Genomic DNA, 14,132 nt, shown 5'->3' with positions numbered 1-14,132 from the left:
GAGCTCAGGCAAATGGCTGACAGCAACTTGGCAGTGATCATTCTGGCGGCAGGGCAGGGAACCCGCATGAAGTCTGCGACGCCCAAAGTGCTGCACGCGCTTGCCGGTCGGCCGCTCATCGGGCACGTGCTCGCCGCAGCCGATGCGCTCGAACCAGAGCGTGTGGTTCTCGTCGTCCGTCATCAGCGTCAGCGCGTCGAAGAGGCCGCCCGCACACTGCTGCGCCGCGTCGAGATCGCCGAGCAGGGAGAGATCCCCGGCACCGGTGCCGCTGCCGAAGCGGGTCTCGACGTGCTCGACGAGGGGTTCGTCGGCGATGTGCTGATCACGAGCGGTGACGTGCCGTTGCTGGGCGAGGATGCCTTGGCCGAGTTCATCACCGCGCACCGTGCCAGCGGGGCGGCTGCAAGCGTGCTGACTGCACGAATCGCAGACCCGACGGGTTATGGCCGGGTCGTACGCACGGCATCCGGCGACCTTGAGGCGATCGTCGAACAGCGTGACGCGACCGAGCAGCAGCTGCTCATCGACGAGGTCAACTCCGGCACCTATCTCTTCCAGGCCAACGACCTGCGCCGCTCGCTCGCCCAGGTGGGCGTCGACAATGCGCAGAACGAGAAGTACCTCACCGACGCCGTCGGCGTGCTGGTGCGCGAAGGGCGACCCGTCGCCGCCCACGTCATCGACGACCCGATGCTCGTGCAGGGCATCAACGATCGAGAGCAGCTGGCCGAGGTCGCCACCGAGCTCAATCGACGCATCATCCGACGCTGGCGCCTGGCCGGCGTCACCATTCAGGACGCCGCGAGCACCTGGGTCGACGTGACCGTCGAACTGGGGCAGGACGTCACGCTGCTGCCCGGAACCCAGCTGCGCGGCACGACCGTCGTGCAGGACGAAGCCGTGATCGGCCCGGACACCACACTGGTCGATACCGAGGTCGGCTTCGGCGCCGAGGTCTGCCGCACCCACTCGCTCTCTGCCCGCATCGGCGAGAACGCGCACGTCGGGCCGTTCTCGTACCTGCGTCCGGGCACCGTTCTGGGCAACGAGGGCAAGATCGGCACGTTCGTCGAGACGAAGAACGTCACCATCGGCCACGGTGCCAAGCTGCCGCATCTCAGCTATGCGGGCGACGCCGAGATCGGCGAGGGCTCGAACATCGGTGCGGGCACGATCTTCGCGAACTACGACGGCGTGCACAAGCACCGCTCGACGGTCGGCCCACAGGTGCGCACCGGTGCGCATAACGTGTTCGTCGCCCCTGTGCACATCGGCGCCGGCGTCTACTCGGGCGGCGGCACCATCATTCGCAAAGACGTCCCGGCGGGTTCGCTCGTGATCACCCAGGCCCCTCAGGTCAACAAAGAGGGCTGGGTTATCGAGCATCGCGCCGGAACGGCCGCGGCGGAGGCAGCCGAGGCCGCTCTGAACGGCGATCAGAACGCCGAGCAGAGCAACAGCCGCACCAGCGGCAACGAGTAGTCAACAACGAGCAGCAGTCGGCGACAGGCGACAGAAGGGCATCCCGTGTCGGGAATTAATGCGGACAACCATAAGCGACTCGTTCTGGTCAGCGGCAGGGCACACCCTGCACTGGCCCGAGAGATCGCGAAGAACCTCGGCACTGAACTGGTGCCGACCAAAGCGCTGAACTTCGCCAACGGCGAGATCTACGTTCGATACGACGAGAGCATCCGCGGGTCTGACGCCTTCGTGATTCAGTCGCACACCTCGCCGATCAACGAGTGGCTCATGGAGTCGCTCATCATGGTCGATGCGCTCAAGCGCGCCTCGGCCAAGCGCATCACTGTCGTGGCCCCCTGCTATCCGTACGCTCGCCAGGACAAAAAGCACCGAGGTCGCGAGCCCATCTCGGCGCGCCTCGTCGCCGATCTGTTCAAGGCCGCAGGCGCCGACCGCATCATGTCGGTCGACCTGCACTCGCCGCAGATTCAGGGTTTCTTCGACGGCCCCGTCGACCACCTCTTCGCGCAGCCGATTCTGCTCGAGCACTTCCGTGAGACCCTCGGGCATGACGATCTGACCATCGTCTCGCCCGACATGGGCCGCGTGAAGGTCGCCGACACCTGGAGCGACAAGCTGGGTGCGCCGCTGGCCATCATCCACAAACGTCGCGATCCGCTGGTGCCGAACCAGGCGACTGCGCACGAGATCGTTGGCAACGTGCAGGGGCGCACCTGCCTCGTGGTCGACGACCTGATCGACACCGGCGGCACGATTCTCGCCGCTGCCCGTGCCCTCAAGGCGCATGGAGCCGCGAAGGTCGTCGTCGGCGCCACGCACGCCGTGTTCTCAGACCCGGCTGTCGAGCGGCTGACCAGCCCCGAGATCGACCGCGTCGTGGTGACGAACACGCTGCCGCTGCCGGCCGAGAAGATCTTCCCGACGCTCACCGTGCTGTCGATCGCGCCGCTGATCTCCAAGGCGATTCACGAGGTCTTCGCCGACGGTTCGGTGACGTCGATGTTCGACGGCGCGGCCTGAGCCGTCTTCGAGCGAGTGCGTCTCACACTGGTGCACACCGGCGGCACAATCGGCATGTCCGAGAGCGCCGCCGGTCTTGTTCCCGACCCTGATTTCGTCGGTCGCCTGCTCGCCGAGGGGGCGCTGCCCGAGGGCACAGACGTCGTCGAGCTCGCTCCGCTGCTCGACAGTGCCAATGTGGGGCCGGTCGAGTGGCAGCTGATCGTCGACGCAGTGGTCGCCGCGATCGAACGTGGTGCGGATGCCGTGGTCGTGCTGCATGGCACCGACACGTTGGCCTTCACTGCGGCTGCGCTCTCACTCGCGGTGCCGATCGTGCTGCGGGAGGTCGACCGACCGGCACGGGTGGTGCTGACCGGTGCGCAGCATCCGCTGTACGGGGCCGACGGCACGCACGATGCCGACGCCGAGGCCAACCTGCGCGATGCGCTTGCTGCAGCCCAGGCGCTTGCGGCGGCCCCGACCCAGGCGCTTGCGGCGGCCCCGCCCCAGACGTCTGCGGCGAGGTCTGCGCAGGCACCCGAGGTCGGCACCGCGGGCGCGGTCGGCGTGTTCGTGCAGTTCGGCGGCCGTCTGCTGCCCGGTCTGCATGTCTCCAAGATTTCGTCGGTCTCGGCGCAGGGCTTCGTCGCGACGAACGGCCGCCGCGACTCGTTCGCCGCTGCGGGTGCTGTCGACGGCGCATCAGGAGGCCGGCTGGAGTTCGGGGCGTTCGCTCCGCACGAGATCGGGGTCGCCATGGTGTATCCAGGGGTGACCGCCGCGCAGCTCGATGCGGCGCTCGGCAACGGGCCGGCCGCTGTGCTGTGCTGCTTCGGCTCGGGCGCGGTGCCGTCTGGGACTCCCGGAGTCGAAGACGTGCTGCGTCAGCACGCGCGCCGACAGACCGTCGTCGCCATCAGTCAGAGCGGGCACGGCGGTGTGCATCTGGGGGCCTACGCCGCAGCGGCCCCGCTGCAGACCGCTGGAGTCGTCGACGGCCGCGATCTCACCCTCGAAGCGGCGCTGGCGGCACTGCACGTCGCCCTTGCCTGCGGCCTCTGTGGCGCGGGCGCCGCCGACTTCGTCGCTGCGGTGGCTGGTCAGAGCGCGAGTTGACGGCCGGGTCGGCCCTGATCGCCTCGCAGCGTTTCACGACCTGCTGAGGTCTGACCACACGGGCGACTCGATCTGAGCGCCGCCACCACACAGACATCCATGACAACAGCATCCATCACAAGGCAACCTTGAGAGCAGAGCAGTATGAGCGAGCATGACGACGTCTGGTCGCCAGCCGAGAAGCGCGCCGGACGCATCGGCACCGAAGAGCAGACCGGATTCAAGAAAGGGCTGAAGCCCCGGCAGGTGCAGATGATCGGCTTCGGCGGGGCCATCGGCACCGGGCTCTTCCTCGGCTCCGGCGGGCGACTCGAACAGGCCGGCCCTGCCCTGCTGATCGACTATGCCGTCTGCGGAATATTCGCCTTCCTCATTCTGCGCGCGCTCGGCGAGCTGGTCGTGCATCGCCCGTCGTCGGGGTCGTTCGTCTCGTACGCCCGCGAGTTCTACGGCGAGAAGATGGCCTTCTTCAGCGGGTGGATGTATTGGGTGAACTGGGCCACGACATCGATCGTCGACGTCACCGCGGTCGCGATCTATGTGAAGTGGTTCGGCGACGTGGGCATGCTGCCCTGGCTGCAGGGCGTGCCGCAGTGGTCGATCGCACTCATCGCACTCGTCGTCGTGCTGGGCATGAACATGATCTCGGTGAAGGTGTTCGGCGAGCTGGAGTTCTGGGCGGCGCTCATCAAAGTCGTCGCGCTGGTGGCGTTCTTGGTGGTCGGGTCGCTGTTCCTGATCTTCGGCATGCCCGACGGGTCACCCCGCGGGCCGACGCTGATCTTCGAGAACGGCGGCATGTTCCCGAACGGCGTGATGCCTGCGCTGGTGATTCTGCAGGGCGTGGTGTTCGCCTACGCCAGCATCGAGCTGGTCGGCACCACCGCAGGAGAGACCGAGAACCCGCGCAAAGTGATTCCCAAGGCGATCAACACCGTCGTGATGCGCATCGCTCTGTTCTATGTGGGATCGGTTCTGCTGCTCGTGCTGCTGCTGCCGTACACAGCCTTCCACGCGGGCGAGAGCCCGTTCGTCACCCTGTTCCGCGGGGTCGGCTTCGAGGCTGCTGCCCCGATCATGGAACTGGTCGTCCTCACCGCCGCCCTTTCGTCGCTGAACGCCGGCTTGTATTCGACCGGGCGCATCCTGCACTCGATGGCTAAGGGCGGAACCGCACCCGCCTTCGCCGGGCGCCTGTCGAAGGCGGGCGTGCCCTACGGCGGCATCCTGCTGACATCGGTCGTGACCCTCGCTGGCGTCGTGCTGAACATGGTCGTGCCCGACCAGGCCTTCGAGATCGTGCTGAACCTCGCGGCCTTCGGCATCATCTCTGCCTGGGGAACCATCACGCTCACGAACATGCGCTTCGTCAAGCTGTCGAAGCTTGGTCTCTATGAGCGCCCTGAATATCGCATGCCCGGTGCGCCTTACACGAACTGGATCACGCTGGTGTTCCTGGCTGCGGTCGTGGTGCTGATCGGCTTCGACTATCCGACCGGAACCTTCACGATGCTCTCGATGGTCGTGGTGGCTGCCGCGCTCGTTGCCGGCTGGTTTGCCTGCCGCGGTCGGGTGCGTGCGATCGCCGAGCAGCGCCTTGGTGAGACGGGGATGTTCCCGGTCGTCGCGAACCTGCCTCACGAACCCGGCGAGGTCGGGCTTCGTCGCCGGGTAGAGGGACGCGTGACCCATGACGATGAGGCTGAAGGCTGACCCGAGCTGAGCCTCGCGCGCAGCAGGCGGCACGCAGCACGCATCAGGCAGCACTCTGCACGCAACACGCTGCACGCTGCACCACTTGACCTTGCCCCAGCTCAGCCATCTCTCCGTCGAGACGAGCACGGTTCCGCCCAGATGTACATGGTTCCGCTCAAACTTGGCCAATCTCGACGGAACCGTGCCCGTCTCGACGGAACCGTGCCGTTCTTGACGAAGCCGTGCGCAACCCCCTGTGGGCAGAGTCGCCCAGCCGCACATATGTGACAGCAGCCCGTCGATCTGTCGATGCGTCTCTTGCAAAGAGAATCGCCCTGCCCCTCATTTGCGAGGACGCAGGGCGATTTGTCAGGGCAGCCGCAGTCTGTCTCAGTGTCCAGAATCAGCGGCATGCCGTGCTCACTCTTGAGAATCAGCGGCAGGCCGTGCTCAGTCGTTGACGCGGTGAATGAGCTTCACGAAGGCGTCGACGATGCTCGTCACGAACTTCGTGGTGCTCTCGCTGGCGAACTCGCCGGCCTCGTTGAGCAGCTCCGGCGTGAACTGGATGAAGCCCTCGGGCTGACCCAGCTGAATGGTGTTGAGGAATGAGAGGATCGAGCGCAGGTGCTGCTGTCCTGCGGCGGTTCCTACTGCACCAGGGGAGGTACCGACGACTGCGACGACCTTCTCGTTGAACGAGTTGGTGCCCCAAGGGCGGCTCGACCAGTCGATGGCGTTCTTCAGAGGCGCGGGAATCGAGCGGTTGTACTCCGGGGTGACGATGAGGATGCCGTCTGCACCCTCGATCGCTGCCTTGAGCTCCTTGCCTTCGGCAGGGTAGTCCGCATCGTAGTCGTAGCTGTACAGCGGCAAGTTCTTGATCGGAATCTCGAAGAACTCGACGTCGGCGACGTCGAGCTTCGTGATGGCCTCGGCAAGCTTGCGGTTGATTGACTGGCTGGCGATGCTGCCGACGATGTAGCCGATCTTGAGAGTCATTCGGGTCTCTTTCTGCTTTCGAATTGATGAATGGTCAAACGTGGCACATGAGCGTGCAGTGTCGGCTGGGCGTCGGCATGCACTGCGCTAAACGCAAATCTATAACTATTGTCTCATCAACTAAAAGAGCGAGGCGCCTCCGGCGTGTCGGTCTGACCACAGGACAGTCGTACCTGCGGCACCCGCCACGGGTCGTTCACTTTCCCGTTGTCGGCATCCATTAGGATGTGCGAACCGTTCGACCGCGCCGGCCGTCAGGCTTGCCAGTGTCAGACCGGGGGAGAGGGTCGTACTCGATGAAGAAGAAGCTCGGCGCGATACTGTTGGTGGTCGCTGTGGTGGTCATCGCGTTGGGCATCTGGCGCCCTTGGGAAGGGCACGGCACGTCAGGCGATCCGTACGCAGGCAAGAGCCTCACCACGGTGCGCGGCGTGATCGGCTCCGAGAAGCGCGACTTCTTCAACGACTCGCGCGTGCAGCAGGTCTTCGCCGATCATGGACTCAAGGTCGACGTCTCGACCGCGGGCTCGCGCGAGATCGCGACGACGACCGACCTGTCGGAGCTCGACTTCGCGTTCCCATCATCAGCCCCTGCTGCGCAGAAGATCATCGAGAAGACCGGCGCGCACAACACCTACGACCCGTTCTCGTCTCCGATGGTGGTATTCACATGGAAACCGGTCGCCGACCTGCTGCAGCGCAACGGCGTGATGAGCACTGCATCTGACGGGTCGCTGCAGCTTGACGTCGAGGCCTACCTCGGCCTCGTCGCGAAAGACGCCCGCTGGCGCGACCTCGATGGTGCCGCAGAGCTCTACAACTCGCCGCGCAGCGTGATGATCGGTTCGACTGATATTCGCACCTCGAACTCCGCCGCAATGTACATGGACATCGTGAGCTACCAGCTGAACGGCGCAAGCGTCGTCACTGCAGACGACCAGCTGACGAAGATCACACCGACGCTCAGACGTCTCTTCGTGGGGCAGGGGTACTCGGCCTCGTCGTCAGATGAGCCTTTCAAAGACTATTTGACGCAGGGCGTCGGCTCGAAGCCGATGGTCGTCGGCTACGAAGCGCAGTACGTCGGCACGCGCGTCAACACCCCCGATGCGGTGCCGCAGGAGGCCGTGATGGCGTATCTCTCCCCGACCGTCTACTCCAAGCACGTCGTCGTCCCACTCACCGATGAGGGCGACCAGATCGGTCGTCTGCTGGCCGAAGACGGCACGTTGCGTTCGCTGGCAGTCGAGCACGGCTTTCGCACCGACGGCTCGGGTCTTGCCGACCTCGCGCGCGACCGAGGCATCCCCGGGGTGCAGCGAGACATCATCAACGTCGCCGACACTCCGTCGTTCGACATGACCGAGCGCATGATCGCCGCAATCGAGGAGGGGTACAAATGATCCGAGGCTCGAAGTCCCGCGCGTCACGTCGTGGCCGCCTGGGCCGCGCCGTCATCGCGAGCGCGGCAGCGTTCACGGTGGCGCTCGCGGTGGCGGCGTGCACTCCGTCGAGCAGTGGTGGGCGAGGCTCGGCGGATGAGTCCAAGACGCTGCATGTCGTGGCCGGCAGCGAGGTGAAAGATCTCGAGCCGCTGCTCGACGACCTGCAGAAAGACACCGGAGTGCAGCTTGACCTGACTTACATGGGCACGCTAGAAGGCGCCGAGAAAGTGGCTCAGGGCGGGCTCGTGGGGCAGGCTGACGCAACGTGGTTCCCATCGAACAAGTATCTGGCCCTCCTCGACGGCGCCACCGCACAGGTCGACCGCGAGACCAAGATCATGTACTCGCCGGTGGTGCTCGGCGTGAAACAGACGAAAGCGCAGCAGCTCGGATGGGATCAGCACTCACCCACCTGGCAGCAGATCGTCGACGCGGTCGACCGCGGCGAGCTGCGCTACGGCATGACTTCGCCGGTTTCGTCGAACAGTGGCTTCTCGACGCTGATCGAGGCGGCGACCGCGCTCTCCGGCACCGGCGACGCGTTGACGAACGAGAGCATCGCGCAGGCAAAGCCCGGGCTGGTGACGCTGTCGAAGGGCCAGTCGATCACCTCGGGATCGTCCGGCTGGCTGGCCGACAAATTCACCGAGCAGCCCGCCGACGCCGACGCGATCTTCAACTACGAGTCGGTGCTGCGCGGTATGCAGGTCGATGGCGCCCCGCTGAGCATCGTGGTGCCTTCTGACGGCGTCATCACCGCTGACTACCCGTTCACGCTGCTGACCGGCGCGAGTGACGAGAAGCGCGACCTGTACGATAAGGCGACCACTTGGCTGCAGAGCGACGAGGTGCAGCGTCGCATCGCCGAGAGCACTCACCGGAACACCTCGACCAACCCGGTGAACTCGCAGCAGGTGTTCGAGCTGCCCTTCCCCAACCGGCTCGACACCGTGCAGACGCTGATCAGCACGTATCTGACCGACATTAAGAAGCCCTCGCAGATGGTCTTCACCATCGACGTCTCAGGCTCGATGGCCGGGTCCAGACTCGACGAGCTCAAGCGCGCGCTGAAGACGATGACCAGCGAAGATCCGAACAACTCGTTCATGTCGTTCCGCAACCGTGAGTCGGTGCAGTACCTCACCTTCTCGAGCGGCGTCGACGACCCGGTGACCTTCGAGTTCACCGACCAGAATCGTTCCAGCGAGCTGCAGCGTGCTGCGCAGACCATCGACGCGTTGCGCGCACAGGGCGGCACCGCGATCTACAGTGCACTCGAAGAGAGCTACCGACTGGCCATGCAGACGCAGTCGCGCAACCCGGAGAGCTTCACCTCGGTGGTGCTCTTCACCGACGGAGCCAACAACGGCCAGGTCACCGTCGATCAGTTTGAGCAGTGGTATCAGCAGCAGCGCGGCGCCGACTCCGGCATTCAGACGATTCCCACCTTCGTCGTGCTCTTCGGCGAAGCCGACCAGAACGAGATGAAGCAGGTCGCCGACCTCACCGGCGGTCGTGTCTTCGACGGCGGCGAGGGCCTGACCCAGGCCTTCAGCGAGATCCGCGGGTACCAGTGATGCGCATCCTCGACTATCTGGGCACCCCGGCGCACCTCATCGGTGTGTCGTCGGCGATCGTGCTCGGTGGCGGAGCGGCGCTCGCGGGAGCCGGCCCCATTGCGTCGATCGCTGGCGCCGTGATCGCCTACGCTGGCGGCATACTGGTCTCGACGCCGAAGCAGCGCGAGATCAGCGTGAGCATCGGCGGCGATGATCAGGATGCCGTGCAGCGCGGAGTGCAGGCGCTCGGCGCCGAGCTGGGGCGCCAGCGTTCTGCGCTGCCGCCGGAGATCTTCGATCGGGCGCAGGCGATCCTGGCCGCGATCACCGAGCTGGTGCCTCGGTGGGAGACCGACATGCGCGGACTCATCGATGAGAAGACGGTGATCCGCAATGTGCTCGCCGACTACCTGCCGACTTCAGTGAACACCTATCTGTCGCTGCCGAACAGCTATCTGACTCGCACGAAGGCTCACGCGGCGCAGACCACCGTCGAACAGCTCGACCTGCTGATGCAGTCGGTGCAGGTGATTCAGGATGAGGTCTTCGGCGGCGTTGAGCAGCGCATCAGCGCGCAGCTGCAGTTTCTGCGCGACAAGTTCTCGACCGGCGGCGAGCTGAAGCTCTGATGCCTGACGCCGCACCAGCCCCAGCCGAACGACATCCAGGAGGAACACCATGACCGACCAGTCCGATGCCACCACTCAGCCTGCCACACCCGAGAACGGCGACGTCCAGCCTGAGGCACACCCGGCAGCCGCGGCGCATGTGCAGCAGCCGACCCTGCTGCTCGCGCCCGAAGACGAGCCCGAACCGCTGAAGCTCGAAGCCGCACCGGCGGTCAAGGCCGTCGAGCAGAGCTCCGCGTCGAGCTTTCTGCCGCAGATCAGCGACGATCGCCGGCTCGAGATCGGCACGCAGGCCACAGGGTTCGTCACCGATCTCGCCACGTTCAACGTGAACTCGCCCGAGTTCGTGCAGAAGCTCAGCGACGTGCAGAACCTGGCGAAGGCCGAGATTGTGCGCTCGGGCACGGGCACCAACCGGCTGCTGCAGGAGCGCACCTCGTCGGTGTCCGGCTCGAAGGGCACCTCGACCGACGCGACCACACAGGTGGCCAAAGCCCTGACCGATCTGCGTTCGACCGTCGAAGAGCTCACGCCGCGCGGTGCCGACCAGAGCACGTTCACCAAGGTGCTCAGCAAGCTGCCGTTCGGCAAAAGTATCCGGCGCTATTTCCACCGCTTCGAGACCGCACAGGCGCAGCTCGACGCCATCGTGAAGTCGCTGACCGCAGGTCAAGACGAACTGCTCAAAGACAACGCCTCGCTGCAGCAGGAGAAGCGCGATCTGTGGACGGTGATGCAGCGCCTCAACGAATACGCCTACCTCGCATCGCAGCTCGACGAGCAGGTCACCACCGAGGCCGCACGGCTCAAGACGGCCGGCAATGTCGAAGCGGCGACCACGCTCGAGAACGACCTGCTCTTCGAGATCCGCCAGCGGCGCCAAGACATCCTCACCCAGCTCGCCGTCGCCGTGCAGGGCTACATGGCAATGGAGCTCGTGCGCAAGAACAACAACGAGCTGGTCAAGGGCGTCGACCGGGCGAAGACCACGACGATCTTCGCGCTGAAGACCGCGGTGATCGTGTCGCAGGCGCTCGACACCCAGAAACTGGTGCTCGATCAGATCGACGCGGTGAACGAGACCACCAATCGAACCATCGAGCAGACCTCGCAGCTGCTGCGCCAGCAGACCGCGCGGGTGCACGAGCAGGCGGCGTCGAGCACGGTCGCCGTCGCCACCCTCGAACGCGCCTTCGACAACATCTTCGCCACGCTCGACGAGATCGAGACGTTCAAGCAGCGCGCCAACGAGTCGATGGCCGAGACCATCACGAGCCTCGAACACCAGCTGGCCGATGCGAAGCCCCGGCTTGATCGCGTGCGTGCACAAGAGGTGAACCAGACCGGCAAATAGCCTGATCGAGATGCGCGTGCCGTGCAGTCGCACCAGCCTCGCCCAATAGAATGACCGCATGACTACCGCTGCTGAGATCAACGCCACTCGTGCTTGGAACCGCTTCTATGCAGACGGCACGCCGAAAGACATCGATCTGCCCGCAGGATCGCTCTACGACATGCTCGAAGGCAGCGCCAACCGTTTCGGCGATCGCGTGGCCATCGAGTTCTTCGGGCAGGAGCTCACCTTTGCCGAACTGCGCTCCCAGGTCGACGCGGTGGCTGAGGGGCTCCGGCTCGAAGGCGTTGCCGCAGGCACCCGCGTCGCACTGATCATGCCGAACTGCCCGCAGCACGTGATCGCGTTCTATGCGGTGCTGCGGCTCGGCGCGATCGTGGTCGAGCACAACCCTCTCTACACCGCCAGCGAGCACGAGAAGCAGTTTCTCGATCATGAGGCCGACATCGTCATCGCCTGGACCAAAGTGGTCGGTGCCCTGCGCAGCATGAGCGACGCCGCCGTGCCCAGTCGCGTCATCTCCGTTGATATCACCCGGGCAATGCCACTCAAACTGCGGCTCGCACTGCGGCTGCCAGTTGCGAAGGCCCGCGAGAAGCGTGCGGCGCTGGTCGGCCCGGCGGCCGAGACCAAGCGTTTCGAACAGCTCGCCAAATACGGCCCGATCGACCCGTCGTACCCGCGGCCGACGAACGAGTCGCTTGCGGTGCTGCAGTACACCAGCGGCACGACCGGCGACCCCAAGGGTGCGAAGATCACGCATGGCAACCTCTGGGCCAATGCCAGGCAGGGTGCCGCCTGGATGCCGCGTTTCACTCCGGGTGCTGAGACGATCTACGGCCTGCTGCCGATGTTCCACGCGTTCGGACTGCTGCTCTCGGTGATCTATGCCGTGCACGTTGCCGCACGGGCGACGCTCTTTCCCACCTTCGATCCGGCGCTCGTCGTCGAGGCGTCGAAGAAGCATCCGGCCACGTTCATACCGGCCGTGCCCCCGATGTATGACCGGCTTGCGCGAGTGGCGCGCGACGGCAAGCTCGATCTCAGCGGCGTGATCTACGCGATCTCGGGAGCGATGACTCTGAACGACGCCATCGTCGAACGCTGGGAGGCGGTCGCGGGCGGTCGCCTCGTCGAAGGCTACGGGCTCACTGAATGCAGCCCGGTCGCGCTCGGCAACCCGTTCTCAGACGAACGCAAGACCGGTACGATCGGCATCCCGTTCCCGTCGACCGACATCAAGGTGGTCGACCCGAACGATGTGAAGCGCGAAGTCGACACCGGTGAGATCGGCGAGCTGTTGATCCATGGCCCACAGGTGTTCCAGGGGTACTGGAACCGCCGCGAAGAGACCGAGGCCGTCCTGCTCGACGGCGGGTGGCTGCGCACCGGCGACCTGGTCACGCAAGATGCCGACGGCTTCGTCACTGTCGTCGACCGCAAGAAAGAGCTCATCATCACTGGCGGCTTCAATGTGTCGCCCAGCGAGGTCGAAGCGGTGATCTCGAAGGTGCCGGGTGTCGCAGAGTGCGCAGTGGTCGGCGTTCGGCGGGGCACGTCGCAGGCAGAGAGCGTCACGGCCGTGATCGTGCCCGAGTACGCGGATGCCGGCGCGACCCCGTCCCCAGCAGAAGCCCCAGGCTCCACCGGCACAGCGTCCACCGACGCGGCATCCGCAGCGAAGCCGGCTGCGCTGCTCGACGACTCACCCAAGCGGTTCGACGAGCAGGCGGCGCGCGAGTACGCCCGAGAGCACCTTGCCGAATACAAGGTTCCGCGATCGTACGTCATCTGGGATGAGCTGCCGAAGTCGCTGATCGGCAAGGTGCTGCGCAAAGAGGTGCGTGAGCGTCTTGAGAACGACCGCAGCTCGGGTCAGCAGACGAAGTAGCCAGCATCGGCAGCAGACGGCCCGCAGCCGGCAGTCCGAACACCCACTGGCGGGAAGTCAGAACTCAGTGCTGGGCCGTAGCCGAGGCCACGTAAGTGGCCGTGGATGAGACAGAGGGCGCACGCCAGGCAGATGCCGGCGTGCGCCCTCTGTGCGTGCGCTTGCGATGCGGCGAGCGTCAGTCGTCGGTCGCGGTGACGTTCACGGGGATGTTGCCTCGCGTCGCGTTGCTGTACGGGCAGACCTGGTGGGCCTTCTCGACCAGCGCCTGAGCTTCGTCGTGGGGCAGACCGGGGATGTTCACCTCGAGGTCGACGGCAAGAGCGAAGCCGCCTTCACCATTGGGGCCGATGTGCACGCGTGCGCCGACCGAGGTGTCATGGATGGCGATGCCCTCGCTCTTGGCGACGAGCTGCAGTGCGCCGTGGAAGCAGGCGGCGTAGCCCGAGGCGAAGAGCAGTTCGGGATTCACTTTGCCGCCGGCTCCGCCCATCTCAACGGGAACGGCCAAGTCGAGATCGATCTGACCGTCGGTGGTGTGCACGTGGCCGTTGCGTCCGTCTCCGGTGGCGAGAGCCTCGGCAGTGTAGAGAGTCTTAGTGATGGGCATTGGTGTTCCTTCCCTCGGCATCGAGACGACGCCAGGTCTTGGGGACGATGGGCAGACCCCATCGCGTATGCCGTCATTGTCTCGCACGAGGCCGGGTGCGGCCAGAGTGACGAGTGAACGAATAGGAAACACTCAGTTGGATGCTCATGCACATGCTCATGCACATGCTCATGCTCATGCTCATGCTCATGCCTGTGCGTGTGCGTGTGCGTGTGGTTGGTGGTGTTCGACACGCCCGGGTGGTTGGTGTGGTTTTGGGTGGTTGGTGGGGTGTGGGTATTGTTTCTTCTTGTCACCCCAAAGGTGCTGGGATCTGTAGGGTTCTGGGCCTCAAGCGGGGG

12 protein-coding genes are annotated in these 14,132 nt (G+C 65.2%); 10 read left to right on the top strand and 2 right to left on the bottom strand.

The window, feature by feature from the left end; all coding sequences use genetic code 11:
- Positions 1–12 precede the first annotated feature (12 nt).
- The 4 genes from glmU to F8O08_RS08655 all read left to right on the top strand — a co-directional run bounded on the left by glmU (position 13) and on the right by F8O08_RS08655 (position 5,319).
- A complete protein-coding gene (glmU, locus tag F8O08_RS08670) occupies positions 13–1,485 on the top strand; it encodes a bifunctional UDP-N-acetylglucosamine diphosphorylase/glucosamine-1-phosphate N-acetyltransferase GlmU (protein ID WP_158043037.1) in 1,473 nt (490 codons plus the stop codon).
- 45 nt (positions 1,486–1,530) lie between these two features.
- Positions 1,531–2,508 carry a ribose-phosphate diphosphokinase gene (locus F8O08_RS08665; RefSeq protein WP_158030155.1) on the top strand — a complete coding sequence of 326 codons (978 nt, stop codon included), beginning with the start codon at positions 1,531–1,533 and terminating at the stop codon, positions 2,506–2,508.
- A 15-nt stretch (positions 2,509–2,523) separates the two neighbouring features.
- The gene (locus tag F8O08_RS08660) at positions 2,524–3,606 is read left to right on the top strand and encodes an asparaginase domain-containing protein (RefSeq protein WP_225733617.1); all 1,083 of its coding nucleotides are present in this window, start codon (positions 2,524–2,526) and stop codon (positions 3,604–3,606) included.
- A gap of 144 nt (positions 3,607–3,750) precedes the next feature.
- Positions 3,751–5,319 carry an amino acid permease gene (locus tag F8O08_RS08655; protein ID WP_158037218.1) on the top strand — a complete coding sequence of 523 codons (1,569 nt, stop codon included), beginning with the start codon at positions 3,751–3,753 and terminating at the stop codon, positions 5,317–5,319.
- Between the two features lie 432 nt (positions 5,320–5,751).
- Here F8O08_RS08655 and F8O08_RS08650 read toward each other — a convergent pair whose 3' ends face one another.
- Positions 5,752–6,303 (bottom strand): NADPH-dependent FMN reductase, encoded by a 552-nt coding sequence (locus F8O08_RS08650; RefSeq protein WP_158037219.1) that lies wholly within the window; start codon positions 6,301–6,303, stop codon positions 5,752–5,754.
- 296 nt (positions 6,304–6,599) lie between these two features.
- Between F8O08_RS08650 and F8O08_RS08645 the strand changes: the two genes are divergently transcribed.
- The 5 genes from F8O08_RS08645 to F8O08_RS08625 are packed head-to-tail and all read left to right on the top strand — an operon-like array spanning position 6,600 to position 13,181.
- Entirely contained in the window at positions 6,600–7,706 is a 1,107-nt protein-coding gene (locus F8O08_RS08645; RefSeq protein ID WP_158043035.1) for a hypothetical protein, read from the top strand.
- Positions 7,703–9,325 carry a substrate-binding and vWA domain-containing protein gene (locus F8O08_RS08640; protein WP_158043034.1) on the top strand — a complete coding sequence of 541 codons (1,623 nt, stop codon included), beginning with the start codon at positions 7,703–7,705 and terminating at the stop codon, positions 9,323–9,325. The genes F8O08_RS08645 and F8O08_RS08640 overlap by 4 nt, the downstream gene beginning before the upstream one ends.
- Complete coding sequence (locus F8O08_RS08635) at positions 9,325–9,936, top strand: hypothetical protein (RefSeq protein ID WP_192497742.1); 612 nt, start codon at positions 9,325–9,327, stop codon at positions 9,934–9,936. Before F8O08_RS08640 ends, F8O08_RS08635 begins: the two co-directional genes overlap by 1 nt.
- Before the next feature lie 49 nt (positions 9,937–9,985).
- Entirely contained in the window at positions 9,986–11,290 is a 1,305-nt protein-coding gene (locus F8O08_RS08630; RefSeq protein ID WP_158043032.1) for a toxic anion resistance protein, read from the top strand.
- Between the two features lie 58 nt (positions 11,291–11,348).
- Complete coding sequence (locus F8O08_RS08625; RefSeq protein WP_158043031.1) at positions 11,349–13,181, top strand: AMP-binding protein; 1,833 nt, start codon at positions 11,349–11,351, stop codon at positions 13,179–13,181.
- Between the two features lie 178 nt (positions 13,182–13,359).
- On the opposite strand, the gene F8O08_RS08620 is transcribed toward F8O08_RS08625, so the two are convergent.
- Positions 13,360–13,791 (bottom strand): organic hydroperoxide resistance protein, encoded by a 432-nt coding sequence (locus F8O08_RS08620; RefSeq protein WP_158037221.1) that lies wholly within the window; start codon positions 13,789–13,791, stop codon positions 13,360–13,362.
- A gap of 140 nt (positions 13,792–13,931) precedes the next feature.
- Here F8O08_RS08620 and F8O08_RS11000 point away from each other — a divergent pair.
- Positions 13,932–14,132: hypothetical protein (locus F8O08_RS11000; RefSeq protein ID WP_225733616.1), on the top strand; the 201-nt coding region annotated here is incomplete at its 3' end.

This window comes from Pseudoclavibacter sp. CFCC 13611 (assembly GCF_008831225.1).
Lineage (GTDB): Bacteria > Actinomycetota > Actinomycetes > Actinomycetales > Microbacteriaceae > Pseudoclavibacter_A.
The sequence above is the reverse complement of the archived record's forward strand: the minus strand, read 5'-3'. Positions and strand labels throughout refer to the sequence as shown.

Excerpts from the sequence above, each read along its gene's own strand:
- F8O08_RS08630 (WP_158043032.1), top strand. The coding sequence starts at position 9,986 with ATGACCGACCAGTCCGATGCCACCACTCAGCCTGCCACACCCGAGAAC.
- F8O08_RS08635 (WP_192497742.1), top strand. The coding sequence starts at position 9,325 with ATGCGCATCCTCGACTATCTGGGCACCCCGGCGCACCTCATCGGTGTG.
- F8O08_RS08625 (WP_158043031.1), top strand. The coding sequence starts at position 11,349 with ATGACTACCGCTGCTGAGATCAACGCCACTCGTGCTTGGAACCGCTTC.
- F8O08_RS08645 (WP_158043035.1), top strand. The coding sequence starts at position 6,600 with ATGAAGAAGAAGCTCGGCGCGATACTGTTGGTGGTCGCTGTGGTGGTC.
- glmU (WP_158043037.1), top strand. The coding sequence starts at position 13 with ATGGCTGACAGCAACTTGGCAGTGATCATTCTGGCGGCAGGGCAGGGA.
- F8O08_RS08640 (WP_158043034.1), top strand. The coding sequence starts at position 7,703 with ATGATCCGAGGCTCGAAGTCCCGCGCGTCACGTCGTGGCCGCCTGGGC.
- F8O08_RS08620 (WP_158037221.1), bottom strand. The coding sequence starts at position 13,791 with ATGCCCATCACTAAGACTCTCTACACTGCCGAGGCTCTCGCCACCGGA.
- F8O08_RS08655 (WP_158037218.1), top strand. The coding sequence starts at position 3,751 with ATGAGCGAGCATGACGACGTCTGGTCGCCAGCCGAGAAGCGCGCCGGA.
- F8O08_RS08650 (WP_158037219.1), bottom strand. The coding sequence starts at position 6,303 with ATGACTCTCAAGATCGGCTACATCGTCGGCAGCATCGCCAGCCAGTCA.